Source organism: Rubrivirga sp. (assembly GCF_965213695.1).
Lineage (GTDB): Bacteria > Bacteroidota > Rhodothermia > Rhodothermales > Rubricoccaceae > Rubrivirga.
Genome location: NZ_OZ243912.1, coordinates 3,762,358 through 3,775,371, shown reverse-complemented (window position 1 = coordinate 3,775,371; position 13,014 = coordinate 3,762,358). Strand labels below are relative to the sequence as shown.

13 protein-coding genes are annotated in these 13,014 nt (G+C 72.5%); 8 read left to right on the top strand and 5 right to left on the bottom strand.

The window, feature by feature from the left end; genetic code table 11:
* Positions 1 to 64: 64 nt before the first annotated feature.
* From ACOOHE_RS16715 to ACOOHE_RS16695, 5 genes are all read left to right on the top strand, one after another.
* Positions 65 to 889: a L,D-transpeptidase family protein gene (locus tag ACOOHE_RS16715; RefSeq protein ID WP_420455222.1), complete on the top strand. Its 825-nt coding sequence runs from the start codon at positions 65 to 67 to the stop codon at positions 887 to 889.
* 279 nt (positions 890 to 1,168) lie between these two features.
* Entirely contained in the window at positions 1,169 to 2,530 is a 1,362-nt protein-coding gene (locus ACOOHE_RS16710; protein ID WP_420455221.1) for an NfeD family protein, read from the top strand.
* Complete coding sequence (locus ACOOHE_RS16705; RefSeq protein WP_420455220.1) at positions 2,530 to 3,012, top strand: NfeD family protein; 483 nt, start codon at positions 2,530 to 2,532, stop codon at positions 3,010 to 3,012. The genes ACOOHE_RS16710 and ACOOHE_RS16705 overlap by 1 nt, the downstream gene beginning before the upstream one ends.
* A gap of 85 nt (positions 3,013 to 3,097) precedes the next feature.
* On the top strand, positions 3,098 to 3,754 hold the full coding sequence (locus tag ACOOHE_RS16700; RefSeq protein WP_420455219.1) for a hypothetical protein: 657 nt from the start codon (positions 3,098 to 3,100) through the stop codon (positions 3,752 to 3,754).
* A gap of 143 nt (positions 3,755 to 3,897) precedes the next feature.
* A complete protein-coding gene (locus ACOOHE_RS16695) occupies positions 3,898 to 4,275 on the top strand; it encodes an ACT domain-containing protein (RefSeq protein WP_420455218.1) in 378 nt (125 codons plus the stop codon).
* Here ACOOHE_RS16695 and ACOOHE_RS16690 read toward each other — a convergent pair whose 3' ends face one another.
* The gene (locus ACOOHE_RS16690) at positions 4,276 to 4,677 is read right to left on the bottom strand and encodes a hypothetical protein (protein WP_420455217.1); all 402 of its coding nucleotides are present in this window, start codon (positions 4,675 to 4,677) and stop codon (positions 4,276 to 4,278) included. It lies immediately after the preceding gene.
* Positions 4,678 to 4,926: 249 nt separating this feature from the next.
* Between ACOOHE_RS16690 and ACOOHE_RS16685 the strand changes: the two genes are divergently transcribed.
* Positions 4,927 to 6,033, top strand: a complete 1,107-nt coding sequence (locus ACOOHE_RS16685) for a hypothetical protein (RefSeq protein WP_420455216.1) — start codon at positions 4,927 to 4,929, stop codon at positions 6,031 to 6,033.
* Here ACOOHE_RS16685 and ACOOHE_RS16680 read toward each other — a convergent pair.
* Genes ACOOHE_RS16680 through ACOOHE_RS16670 form a run of 3 tightly spaced genes read right to left on the bottom strand, consistent with a single transcriptional unit; the run spans position 6,008 to position 8,440 of the window.
* Positions 6,008 to 6,616: a hypothetical protein gene (locus tag ACOOHE_RS16680; RefSeq protein ID WP_420455215.1), complete on the bottom strand. Its 609-nt coding sequence runs from the start codon at positions 6,614 to 6,616 to the stop codon at positions 6,008 to 6,010. The two genes, ACOOHE_RS16685 and ACOOHE_RS16680, sit on opposite strands and share 26 nt — an antisense overlap.
* A 4-nt stretch (positions 6,617 to 6,620) precedes the next feature.
* On the bottom strand, positions 6,621 to 7,052 hold the full coding sequence (locus ACOOHE_RS16675) for a RusA family crossover junction endodeoxyribonuclease (protein WP_420455214.1): 432 nt from the start codon (positions 7,050 to 7,052) through the stop codon (positions 6,621 to 6,623).
* Entirely contained in the window at positions 7,049 to 8,440 is a 1,392-nt protein-coding gene (locus ACOOHE_RS16670) for a NupC/NupG family nucleoside CNT transporter (RefSeq protein WP_420455213.1), read from the bottom strand. Before ACOOHE_RS16670 ends, ACOOHE_RS16675 begins: the two co-directional genes overlap by 4 nt.
* Before the next feature lie 116 nt (positions 8,441 to 8,556).
* Between ACOOHE_RS16670 and ACOOHE_RS16665 the strand changes: the two genes are divergently transcribed.
* Together ACOOHE_RS16665 and ACOOHE_RS16660 are read left to right on the top strand one after the other, a co-directional pair.
* Positions 8,557 to 9,441, top strand: coding sequence for a T9SS type A sorting domain-containing protein (locus tag ACOOHE_RS16665; RefSeq protein ID WP_420455212.1), 885 nt, complete (start codon positions 8,557 to 8,559; stop codon positions 9,439 to 9,441).
* Between the two features lie 77 nt (positions 9,442 to 9,518).
* Entirely contained in the window at positions 9,519 to 11,231 is a 1,713-nt protein-coding gene (locus tag ACOOHE_RS16660; protein ID WP_420455211.1) for a prolipoprotein diacylglyceryl transferase, read from the top strand.
* A gap of 9 nt (positions 11,232 to 11,240) precedes the next feature.
* Here ACOOHE_RS16660 and ACOOHE_RS16655 read toward each other — a convergent pair whose 3' ends face one another.
* Positions 11,241 to 12,995, bottom strand: a complete 1,755-nt coding sequence (locus tag ACOOHE_RS16655; RefSeq protein ID WP_420455210.1) for a DEAD/DEAH box helicase — start codon at positions 12,993 to 12,995, stop codon at positions 11,241 to 11,243.
* Between the last annotated feature and the right edge of the window lie 19 nt (positions 12,996 to 13,014).

The window sequence follows — 13,014 nt, the reverse complement described above, 5'->3', positions numbered from 1 at the left end:
CCAGGCGGTTTGTGAGGATCTCCGCGCCGTTGCCGATACCTTGGGTCCGTCCGTCCCCCCCGACATGTCCCCGATCTCGCTCGCGGCGCGCTGTCTCGCGGCCCTCGTCCTGCTCGCCCTCGCCGCGCCCGTAGGCGCCCAGGCGTCCTCGGAGACCGCGGCCATCGCGCGTCCGACGGCGCCCGACGCGGTCGACGTCGACGCCGCGCCGGCGTACTACGTCACCCAGCGGAACGTCGCCTTGCGCGAGTCGCCGGCCGACGGGGCTCGGCTGCTGGCGACGTTGCAGACGCGCGACGGCGTCCGCGTGCTCGGCGAGGCCGGGCCGCCGGCCGACGGGCTCGCCGCCGGCTGGCGGCTCGTCCAGTACGGCCCGACGCGCGGCTACGTCCGGGCGTCGGCGCTGTCGAACGTCTGGATCCGCGTCGACAAGGGCGAGCGGATGACCTACGTGTACCGGGGCGCCGAACTGCTCCGGTCGTTCCCGTCCGACGTGTCGGTGAGCCCCGAGGACAAGGTCCGGCGGTCGGCGCGGGAGGAGCTCGACCACTACCGGATCCCCGAGGGCACGTTCTTCGTGACGCGCCGGAACGGCGAGTCGAGCTACTACCGGGCGTTCGTGCTGAGCTACCCCGGCCCGGCCCACGCGCTCCGCGGGGTTCAGGACGGGATCATCACGCAGGCCCAGTACGAGGCCATCGCCCGGGCCGACCGCGAGGGGCGCGAGCCGCCGATGAACACGGCGCTCGGCGGGCTCATCGAGATCCACGGCCACGGCTCGGGCCGCCAGCGGGCCTGGACGCGCGGGTGCGTCGCGTTGCGGAACGTCCACATGGACGAGCTGTGGGGCTACGTCGAGGTCGGCACGCCGGTCGTGATCGAGCCGTAGGGCCAGTAGATCACTCAGTGTGGTGCAGGCCTCGCGGTCGGAGACCGGGGACGGGAGACCGAGGACGGGCCTCTCCGGCGGTCCTCCGTCCCCGGTCCTCGGTCCCAGAAGCCGCCACGCCATCGGACGCAACGTGGTCGAGATCGACGGGGCCGCTGCGCGGAGCGCTCTCCGAGCGCGGGGTCCTGCTGGGTCGAGAGCGGGCGTCGAGAGCGGGCGGGGCCACGCAACACGGGCCCGAGCGGGGGCGTACCTGCTTGACACGCAAAGCATCGTCCCATGTCTGCCCTCCGCGCTGCCCTCGCCCTCGTGCTGGCGGCCGTCGCCATCGGCCCGGCGGCCCAGCCCTCGACCCTCGCCCTCGACGCCCCGCTCGGCGACGGCCCCGTCTACCGGGTCGCCATCGACGGGATGATCGACAACGCGCTCGCGGCCTACGTCGACCGCGCCCTCGACGACGCCGCGGCCGACTCGGCGGCGCTCGTCGTGTTCGACATCGACACGTTCGGCGGCCTGCTCGACGCGGCCGACCAGATCCGCAAGGCCATCCTGTCGTCGCCCGTCCCGACCGTCGCCGTGATCGACCGGAACGCGGCCTCGGCGGGCGCGCTCATCGCCTACGCCAACGACAAGATCGTCTTCGTGCCCGGGGCCTCGATGGGCGCGGCGACGGCCGTCAACCAGACCGGCGAGTACGCGCCCGAGAAGATCCAGAGCTACACGCGCGGGCTCATGCGGGCGACCGCCGAGGCGACCGGCCGCGACCCCCGGATCGCCGAGGCCATGGTCGACGAGACCATCGACGTCCCCGGCGTGAGCCCCGAGGGCGAGCTGTTGACCGTCTCGTCCGACGAGGCCCTCCGCCTGGGCATCGCCGACGCCGTGCTGCCGTCGGTCGACGCGGCCGTGGAGGCGCTGGGCGCGGCCGAGAACGCGCAGGAGAACCACGCGGCGACGCGGGCCGAGCGGGTCCTGCGGTTCCTCGGCTCGCCCGTGCTGGCGTCGCTCCTGTTGATGATGATGATGGGCGGGCTCTACTTCGAGATCCAGACGCCGGGCGTCGGGTTCGCGGGCGGCGTCGCGCTCGTCGGGGCCGCGCTGTTCTTCGCGCCGCACTACCTGCTCGGCCTGGTCGAGAGCTGGGAGATCGCCCTGTTCGCCGTCGGCGTGGGGCTGCTGCTGGTCGAGGTGTTCGTGACGCCCGGGTTCGGCGTGTTCGGGATTGGCGGGATCGTGCTCGTGCTCGGCGCGCTGCTCGTGGCCCTGGTCCCGAACGTCGGGTTCGACTTCCCGTCGGACGGCGAGATCGCCCGGGCCACGACGACGCTGGCGGCGGCCCTCGTCCTGCTCATCCTGCTGACGGTCTCGCTGGGCCGGCTGCTGCCCCGGTCCGAGCGGCTGAACCGGCTCGTGCTCGCGCCCGAGCTCTCGGCCGCCTCCGGCTACACCTCGGCCGACACCGCCGCCGACCTGGTGGGCCAGACCGGGCGGGCGCTGACCGGGCTCCGCCCCTCCGGCACGGCCGAGATCGCCGGGCGCCGCGTCGACGTCGTGTCGGAGGGCCCGTTCGTGTCGCCCGGCGCGTCGGTCGAGGTGGTCCGCTCGCGCGGGTCCGTCGTCGTCGTTCGGGAGGTGGCCTAGTGGAGATCCTGGTCCCCGTCGCGCTCATCCTGGTCGGCCTGGCGCTCGTGGTCGTCGAGGTGACGGTCGTGCCCGGGCTCAACGTGGTCGGGGTGATCGGCGTGCTGGGGGCGGCCGTCGGGGTGGTGGTGGCGTTCGCCGAGTACGGGACGGCCGGCGGGCTCGGCACACTCGCGGCGACGATCCTGACGGCGGGCGGGCTGGCCTACGTGCTCTACGAGAGCGGGGCCTGGGACCGGTTCGTCCTGTCGGACAGCCTCCGCCGCGACGCCGACGCCGACGCGGCCGAGACGGAGTCGCGGTCCCGGTTGCTCGGCCGGACCGGCGTCGCGGTCACGCCGCTCCGCCCGGGCGGCGTGGCCGATCTCGGCGGCGAGCGGGTCGAGGTCGAGACCGAGGGGGCCTTCGTCGCCGCCGGCAGCCGCGTCCGCGTGGTCGCTCTCGACCGCCAGCGCGTCCGCGTTCGGATCGACGAGGGGTGACGTGCGGTCGCCCTGTGAGGAGGGGCTGTTCGGGGAAGAGCGGAGAGGTACGTTCTTAGCTTCCGCGCTCACCGACCCGCCGCCCATGCGCCCGCTCCTCCTGCTCACCGCCGCCGTCGCCTTCGCCGCCTGCTCCGAGCCGGGCCCACCGGCGGCGCCGCCCGAGGGCTGGGTCGCGGCGACCCCGACGCGATGGTACGTCCCGGGCACCGACACGACGGCCGCCTTCCGCGACCTCTCGACGTTGGAGGCGATGGGCGTCGCCCGCGACGAGTCCGAGTTCGTCCGCTGGGTCCAGGAGAAGATGACGGACATCTACCGGACCGACCCCGAGACGGTCGACTCGGTCTTCGCCGCCGAGTTCTTGGACGACATCCAGGCCGGCGTCGCGAACGGCGACAACTACGGGACCGAGGCCGAGGCGCTCGTCAACCGGATCAAGACCGACTTTTTCCAGCGCTACAACGCCTCGCGGTACCAGCCGCAAGCCGAGCCGCTCGCGCTCCCGGACAGCCTGGCCGGCACGCGCGGGCGGATCGAGGTCCAGGTCTACGTCGACACCGACAACCAGCCCGTTGCCGTCCGGCTCGTCGAGGGGACCGGGACGGCGCTCGACCAGGTGTTCATGCGGCGGGCCATCGGGAGCACGTTCACCGACGCCTGGGTCCGCCCCGAGGCCGGCCGGTCGGCGGGCGTCGAGATCCCGAACTGGGTCCACATCTCGAGCGACTTCGGGGGGTGACAGGCTCGCGGGAGGCTCGCTTCGCTCGCGGGAAATAGGAACGGGGAAATGGGAACTGGCAGAGATGAGTTGGCGGTCTCCGCCGGCGGCGGACATCTTTGCAGTCCCCAGTCCCCAGTCCCCAGTCCCCAGTCCCTTGCCGCATGACGCTTGACGTGCTCCCTGGCCGGTTGGCCGTGTGCCGCCTCGACCCCGGCGCGCCGCTGGCGTCGTGGATGGGTGAGGGAGCCGTGGCCGGCGCCCTGCGGACCGACGCCGAGCTGTCGGTCGTCTGCGCAGAAGAGGCGGTGCCGGACGGCGTCCGCGCCGAGGTCGGGTGGCGGGCGCTCCGCCTGCGCGGCCCCATCCCGTTCGAGCTGACCGGCGTGCTCGCCGGCGTGCTGGCCCCGCTCGCCGCGGCCGGCGTCTCGATCTTCGCCCTCTCGACCTACGACACCGACGTGGTGCTGGTGAAGGCCGGGCAACTGGCGGAGGCCGTCGGCGCGCTCCGGGGATCGGGGGTCGCCGTCGAGGGCGACTGATCAGCGTCGGGCGACCTCTTCGGGCACGGCGTCGAGCCAGCCGGCATCGAGGACGCCCCACAGGCCGACGGCGATGGCCTCGGCCGCGTCGTGACGGAGTGGGCCCTTGGGTCGCGGCGCCCCGCTCCACTCGATGACGGCCCGGGCGAGCCCGTCGGCCGCGGCCTTGGCGTCGGTGCCGTGCCGCCGCTCGCGGGGGAGGAGCAGGGTGCGTCGCCAGACCCCGGCGTCGATCACGCGCGCACGGCGCCCAGCCCGCTCGGCGGCCCGCACCCACAGCTCCGCGAGGTCGCCTCCGCCCTCCAGCACGACGCGCTCGGCCTCCCGGTGGTCGGCCAGGACCGCGCCCGCCGCCCGGCGGAGCCGGGACTTCGAGCCGAGGTTCTGCGAGCGGTAGGACACGAGTCGCCCGTCGCGCCCGTAGAGCGCGAAGCCGGTGCGGAGCCCGAGGTCGACGGCGAGGAGCAGGGGTGGAGGGGGTGGAGGGGGTGGAGGGGGTGGAGGGGGTGGAGGGGGTGGAGGGGGTGGAGGGATGCCTCGGGGCGCGAGAAAGGTTCCGCCGACGCTTCGCCGCTCTTCGGTGGCGGACGGCCCCCATCGGCGGCACCTTCCCGTCCCCCGTCCCCCGTCCCCCGTCCCCCGTCCCCCGTCGTGTCCCGCCCGCTCGTCCTCGCCCTCGTCGCCACGGCCGTGCTCGTGTGGCTCTACGGCGCGATGGACACGGTGGCCTACGCCGACACAGGCGTCCAGTACTACGTCCCGATGGCGGAGGCCGCGCCGGGGCTCGACCTGAGCCAGCCGCAGCCCTACATGTTCCGCTGGCTCGGCCCGTGGCTGGCTGGGGTGCTGCCGGTCCCGGCCGTGCTCGGGTTCACGCTGTGGGCCGTCGCGGGCGCGCTGGCGCTGGCGGCGCTGATGTACGCCGTCTGCCGGGCCGGGGGCGTCCGGGCTGAGGCCGCGGCGCTGGCGGTCGTGCTGCTGGCGGCGAACCCGTACCTGTTCGGGTTCAACGTGTTCAACATGGTCCAGCTCGGCGACCTGCTGACGCAGCTCGGGCTGGGCGCGGCGTTGTGGCTGTTGTGGAGACGGCAGTACGCGGCGATGGGCGCCGTCCTGGCCGCGACCGTGCTGGCGCGCGAGCCGGCGATCCTGATGGTCCCCGTCGCCGCCGTGTGGGCGTGGGAGCGGGGGCGGTTGCGGACCGACGGGCCCCGGCTGGCGCTCGCGCTCCTCCCGGTCGTCGTCCTGTTCCTGTTGCCGCGGCTGCTGCTGCGCGACGTCGGCGGGCTGAGCCTCGCGGAGGCGTTCGCCGCCGCCAGCACCGCCGCGCTGTCGCCGGCGACGTGGGCGCGGCTGCTCGTCAACGCCTGGGCGCCGGCCGTCGCGCTGCTCGTCGTGTGGCCCGGCGAGACGCTTCGGTGGGCGAGGAGCCATCTCCACCTCGTCGTCCTGTTCGCGCTCACGACGGCCAGCACGTTCTTCGGGGGCGACCTGGAGCGGCTGATGCAGCCGGCGATCTGGGCCGTCTACCCGGCCGTCGCCGTCCTCCTCGACCGCCATTGGGGCGGCCGACGCGGGCCGGTCGCGGTCTTGCTGCTCGCGGCGGCGCTGACGAGCCTCCACCACATCACGGCCCGCTTCCCGCTCCCCGACCGCCAGCTGACGGCGGCGCTCGCGGGCGTCGCGCTGGCGCTCGCGCTCGGCGCCGCGCTGTGGGTACGAACCCAAGCGGCTACGCGGCTGCGGTCTCCTCAGTAAATGAGAACGTCGACCCGTCTTTGAGGGCCGAGAAGTCCGCGTCGGAGACGAGCGAGAAGTCGACCGGGATCTCGCGTTGGTCTCTCATGGCAGGGGCGCCGTCGACGAGGGGCGCCACGCCGAGGACCGCGGTGCCATCGACTCGGACGGTGTGGTCGACGGACAGGGCCTCCAGGACCAGGCGTCTCACCCAGACCTGCTTTGGTCCGGGAACGACCGCGTCGAGCACGTCCGCGTGTCGCTCCTGGACCCAGCGCGGAATCGCTTCCTCGAGTTCGGGCGCGTCGACTTTCGTAATCGACGGGTAGGGGACGTAGACGAGATGGATCTTGCCGGCCCCGAGCTGTCCCCTGACTCGCTCTTCCCACCGCTGCGCAAATCCCGGGTCCCGTTGCTTCGGGTCGTTGACCCTGAACTCGAAGGCGTGGACCTCGCCGTCCTTGCGAGCGAGCAGGTCTACCCTCAGGTCTCCGACCGTCGCTCCCCGCTCGATCTCGAAGCCGCGCGACTCGTATTCCCGAGCGTACTGCTCGACGGCGGCTCGGTGAAGGTGCTCGTTGAGAATGGTTCTATCGATCAGCATGGTCTCAGGTGGGAATCTCTCGGCCTAGCTGGTACATCGAGAAATGGAGTGGGCCAACCTCAACGTAGAGCGTGTGGTCCTCCTGCGCCGTCGCCTGTCGCAGGGCATCGAACAAGGCATCCGGAACGCCCATCTCGGCGAGTTCGACGTACGCCTCGCCAAGGTGGAGAGTGCCCGAGGTACGGAGCTTGACCTGCTTGTCGTCCACGTAACATGCTCCTTCGATGGCATCAAGGACGGGCTTGCTGAGGTTGTCGGCGTCCAGTTGAGTCGGCCGTCGGTGGAAGTACACCACGACGGCGTAGAGGTCTCCCGGCAGACCCTCGGCCCCGCCGTGCGCGGCGTCGTACGCCTGGGCAACCGCCGCTTTCCAGAACTTCGTGTGCCGGGCGCCGACGGACCGCGGTGCGACTCCAGTGACCACGAATGCCCTCATCCCAGCAAGACGCCCGCGATGGTGGCCGTCATGAGGTTGGCGAGCGTGCCGGCCAGGACGGCACGCAAGCCCAAGCTGGCGATCTCGCCCGTCCGCTCCGGCGCCAACGGGCCGATCCCGCCGATCTGGATGCCGATCGACGACAGGTTGGCAAACCCGCACAGCGCGAACGTGGCCATGACGATGGTCTTGGGGTCGAGCGTCCCAGCCCCGATGGCGTCGGCGAGCTGGCTGTAGGCGACGAACTCGTTGGCGATCACCTTCGTCCCCAGGAAGCCGCCGAACGTCGTGATGTCGGCCGTCGGCACGCCGACGAGCCAGGCGACCGGGGCGAGGACGACGCCCAGGATGCTCTCGAGTGTCATGGTGTAGCCGAACAGGCCGGCCGCCCAGTCGACGATCCCGTTGAGCATGGCGATGAGCGCCAAGAACGCGATGAGCATGGCCCCAATGTTGAGCGCGAGTTGAAGCCCGTCGGCGGCGCCCGTGGCAGCGGCGTCGATGACGTTTTTGGGCCCGTCGTCGACCAGGTCGTCGACGGTCGCCTCGGTCGCGAGGTCGCTGGCGGTCGCGGGTTGGGTGGCCTCACCGGCGTCCGTCTCGATCCGGGCGTCGACGTCGGGGACGGGCCGGGTCTCGGGGACGAGGATCTTGGCCAGGACGAGCGCGGCGGGGGCCGCCATCACGCTCGCGCCCAACAGTTGCTCGGCGAACAGCTGCTGGCCGGCCTCGACGGCGATCCCGGCGACGGCCGCGTAGCGCTCGCCCAAAAACGCGACGTAGCTCGCGAGCACGCCGCCCGCGATGGTCGCCATCCCGCCCGTCATCACGGCCATCAGCTCGCTCCGCGTCAGCGTTTTGACGTAGGGCTTGATGACGAGCGGCGCCTCGGTCTGGCCGACGAAGATGTTGGCGCTGACCGACAGCGACTCGGGCCCGCTCGTCCCCAGCGCCCGGCGGACCACGTAGGCCACGCCGCGGACGATGACCTGCATGACCCCGAGATAGTACAGGATCGACATGAGCGCCGCGAACACGATGACGGTCGGCAGCACGTAGGCGAAGAAGAAGAACCCCAACGACCCCTCGGCGCCGGGCGACAGCGCCAGCGTCCCGAACACGAACGTCGACCCGGCCTCGACCGCCGCCAGGAACTTCACGAAGAGCCCAGCCACGCCCGCGAACGCCGCCTTCGGCCACCCGAACGGGGCGAACACCTCGGCCAGCGCCTCGCCCTTGAGGAACAACACGGCAAAGACCAACTGGAGCGCGACGCCGGCCCCGACGGTCCGCCAGTTGATCCGGCGGCGGTCGGACGAGAAGACGAGGGCGAGGGCGAGGATGCCGGCCAAGCCGAGCAAGCCGCGGCCAATCGAGACGAGGTCCATGCGGGCAGGGTGGGCGAAGCCGCGAAGATAGCCGGGACCCGTGGCGGGGCACTCGGGGCGGGATAGGAATGGGGCCCGGCGCGTCGTACTCTCGCGCCGCATTTCCATCATCCCCCATGCTCCGACTCCTTACCCTCGCCGTCGCGCTCCAAGCGCCCGCCGCGCTAGCGCAGTCTACGAGCCTCGACCGCCTGCTCCCTCTGGAGGTCGGCAACGAGTGGACGTACTCGTACGTCAGCACCCGCTGCACCGGCTGGTCCACCAAGGGCGGCGGATGCACGACCGTCGACAGCACCCTGTCGTACCGGGTCGAGAGCCAGGTGGTCGAGGGGGCCGACACGCTTGTCGTGATCCGGAGCGGCGACCGGCGGACCCTGTTCGGTTTCCGTTCTGGGGGCTCGGAGGTCGTCTACGAGCCGATAGGTGAGCAAGAGGGAGAGGGACCTCTCGCGTTTCCTTTCGACGCGGTCGTCCAATTGAGGAGCATCGCCGGCCGCGCGCCTTTGTCCCAGGAAGTCACAGTCGGCCCGGAGTCCTATGCGTTCGCTACGGTATGGGGCGCTGGTCCGCCCAGCCAGTTCGCGGTGGACGTGGGCCTCGTCTACTACTTCAGCGATTTGAGAGGGTCTGGCGGGCGATCGAACACGACCCGAATGGAGCTGGAGGGCGCGGTCGTCAACACGTTCACGTACGGCACCCTCGCGACCGCAACGGAGATGCCAGCCCCTAGCGTCCACTCCGATCTCGAGGTGTGGCCGAACCCGACACTCGGACGGGCCATCGTCCGGCTGGCCCTGAGCACACAGGCCACCGTTCGCCTCGATGTGATCGACGTGACAGGCCGCGTCGTGTGGAAGTCCTCGCCGACGGTTCTGGGGGCGGGAGACGCTGCGCTTCCCGTCTCGCTGGCCGGCGTCCCGCCCGGCGCCTACGTCGTTCGGGCGGTCGTCGACGGGTCGCCCGCCGGGGCCGTCGTCCTCACGCGAGCAGCCGGGCGGTAGGGCAGAGAGGTAGTACGATCCACCCACGGAGGCCGGGCGACGGGCGGCTAGGTTGTGCGCTTCTCACCGCTGTCGCCGTGGATCTGCCGACGCCCTTCGGGGCTCATCCCGAGTGGTTCGGGCCGCTCACCGTCCTCGCCTTCGGGGCCGCCTACGTCACCGCCGTCGTCGTCGGGTACCGGCGGGGGTGGCCGCCGGCCGCGTGGTTGGTGGTGCTGGCCGCGGCCGGGCTCGGCGGCGTCGTGGGGACGCGGCTGCTCCCGCTCGGGCTCGACGGGCTGCGGGCGCTGTGGGAGACGGGCGTGCTCCCCGAGGCCGGCGTCCGCCGGATCCCCGGGACCGTCGTCGGGGCGCTGCTGCTGGCCGAGGGGGCGCGGCGAGCCCTCGGTGTGCGGCGGTCGATGCTGGACCCGCTGGCCGCGGCGGGCCTGGTCGGATTGGCCGTCGCCCGCGTCGGGTGCCTCCTCGCCGGCTGCTGCTTCGGCACGCCGACCGACCTTCCGTGGGGGATGACGTACGCGGCCGGCTCGTTCGCGCACGGGTTCCACGTCGTCCACGGCGTCGTCGAGGCGGGGGCGAACGGGCCGGCGCCGGTCCACCCGATCCCGTTCTACGACATCGCGTTCGCGCTCGTGGTGCTGGCGCTGCTGCCCCGGATCGGGCGACGGCTCCGGGCCGAGGGGAGCCTGTGCGGCGTCGTGGTCGGGCTCTACGCCGCGTTCCGGTTCGTCGAGGACTTCGTCCGCGCGAACGAGGTCGATGTCTGGGCCGGGCTGACGGCGGTGCAGGTCGGGATGGCGGTGCTGGCCGCGCTCGCGTTTGGGGCGGTGGCCGTCGCCGAGCGTCGGGCGCGTGGCGGGCGCGTGGTGCCCGAGTGGGCCGAGCCGTCGGCCGTCCGGCTGGTGGCCGTGCTGGCGGTCGTGCTCGCGGCGAGGGTGGGGCTGAGCGGGTGGCTCACGGCGTCCGAGGCGGCGGTCTTGCTGATCCGGCTCGTGCCGGCCGTGGCGGCGGTCGCCGTCGTGGTGGTCCGGCGGTCGTCGGTCCCGCAGCTCCGGTGGACCGCGGCGGCCGTCGCCGGGGCCGTCCCCCTCGTCGTCGGGTTCCAGACATCGGCGTCGTCCGACTCGTCGCGGGCGCCGTTCGACCTGTGGGCCGTCGAGGCCCACGGCGACCTCGGCCGCTACGAGGAGTTCGACATTTGCAGCACCCGGCTCTACGAGTACGCCTCGGCCGGCGGCGGCGTCGCCCGGATTTGGGTCGATCCGGATCGGGAGCTGACGCGCGAGGTCGGCGTGCGGGTCTACGCGGGTCGGCAGGACGTCGTGGTCGAGGACGGGCGGACCTCCTCTGAGGACGAGGGCGGTGCGTTCGGCGCCGTCCATCCGTACGTCCAAGTCGAGGCGAAGGACGTGGGCTTCTCGTTCGGCGCCCAGGTCGGCGTGCTCCCCATCTTGGGAGACGACGGCCCGTCGCCGGTCCTGCCCGCCGTCGGCTTACGGTTGGGGCCCCGGAAGAACTACCTCCAGGTCGGCTACCTCGACGCGCCACACTTCGGGGCGCCGGCGCCCGTGTTCCACCTCGGCTTCGGCACGGGCCGGCTCACGGACGACGGCCAAGAGCTCCGCGTGACGGGCGGGCTGGCGGGCACGGGCTTTTACCTCGCCGGCGCGATCCCCGTCGACGGCCGGGCCTACGTCGAGCCGATGGTGGCCGCCGTGCCCATCGAGGGCGACCGGGGGCTCTCGTACCAGGCCGGCGTCCGCGTCCGCGTCCACCTGCCGGCCAAGTGAGTCCCGCCCCTACAGCAGCCTCCCCGCCCGGAGCGACCGCTCGAGCCACGTCCGCTTCTTGTCGAGCTCGACGACGCTCGCGGCAGCCTGGGCCTGGCCCCGCGCCTGCCGCTTCCACGCCGCGTGGACCTGGCGGACCGACACGCCGGCGGCGTAGCTCAGCTCCTTCGCCAGCTCGGCGCACGCCAGCCGGAGCGCACGCTCGCGCGCGGCCACGTCGATGGCGACCGGCCGGGGCGCCGGCGCGGCGGTCTCGCGGTGGAAGTCGGCCGACGAGCGGTAGCCCGGCATCTGGTCCAGCGACAGCGTCTTGGCCTCGCCCTGGCGGACCGACTTGAGCTCCCACACCGACACCTCCGTCTGCTCGGACGTCGGCCCCTCGCCGGTCCCGGTCCCGCCCTTGCTCTTCTTGGTCCCCAGCTTCTCCTCGGCCGCGATCCAGCGCAACGTCTCGGCCACGCCTGAGTCCTCGGCCGCGTAGAGGTCGCACGTGTTCGCGGCCTCGGGCCACTGGGGCACGTAGCGCATCCCCCGGAACACCTGCTGCATCGTCTTGCCGACGGCCCGGACCAGGTCGGCTTTCACCAAGACGGAGATCGGCTTGATGTCGGTCCCCTCGCCGATCATGTCGACCTGGACCATCACGTCGATCTCGCCCTCGCGGTAGGCGTTCAGCAGCGCCAGCCGCTCGCCAGCGGCCACGTCCTGCCCGATCCGCGCCGAGCGGACGTCGGGGTAGCGGCGGCGGACGAACGCCAGGATGGCCGCGGCGTGCGCGTTGCTCATCGCGATGACCAGCATCTGGTGGTCGCGGTAGCCCGAGAAGCTGCCCGACCGCGCCATCGCGCGCGCCAGCGCCCCCCGCTTCTGCGCGAACCGCTGGAACGCCGGCCCGAGCAGCGTCTCGAGGTACACCTCGTGGAACCGGAGCTTCCGCCGCGCGAGGTAGGCGTCGACGTCGCGGCTCGCCTCGGGGTCGTCACGCAAGGCCGCCAGCGAGACCTCGACCTCCTCGCCCGTGTCCGTCCGGATCATCCGCACGGCGTAGTCGACCACGTGGGCGTCGACGCGCTTCAAGATGCCGCCCTCGGCGTGGGCCTCGCGCATCCCGACCTCGTGGAGCGCGTCGTAGTACTCGAACCCCTCGGCGTCGACGGTGACCGGCACTCCGAACAGCGACTTGCTGTCACCGCGCATCGGCGTGCCGGAGAGGGCGACGGAGGCGGCGTGGGGGAACCGCTGGATGGCCTGGGCCCACGTCCCGTCGTCGGCCAGGTGGTGGACCTCGTCGAACACGAACAGCGCCCGGTGCCGCTTGCAGTACTCGACGAGGGCCTGGTTGCCGCGCTCGCCGGAGGCGTACTGGTAGGTCGTGACTACGACCTCGGTGTCGAGGTTCTTGAGGAACACCCGGTCCGAGTCGGCCGCGCAGAACGAGACGGGCGGGGCGCCGAGCCAGTGGAACACCTGGGCCAGCTCGTCGGCGTCGGCGTACTGGTCGCGGAGGTTGCCGCGCGGGACGAACACGACGAGCCGGTCGGCCACGCCCAAGGCCCGGGCGACGGCGTAGCTCGCGAGCGCGGTGATCGTCTTGCCGTAGCCGGGGACGAACACGCCGAGCGCGTTCCGCTCGGTCCCGCGCAGCAAGTCGGCCCACCGCTCCAGGAACACGCGCTGGCCTTGGCGCAGCGCGAACCCGTCGCGCAGGCGGACGCCGGGCAGGGCGTCCGCGCTGGTCGGCAGCGGGCGGGCGGGGGAGGACAACGGGCGGTCTGTCGAGGGG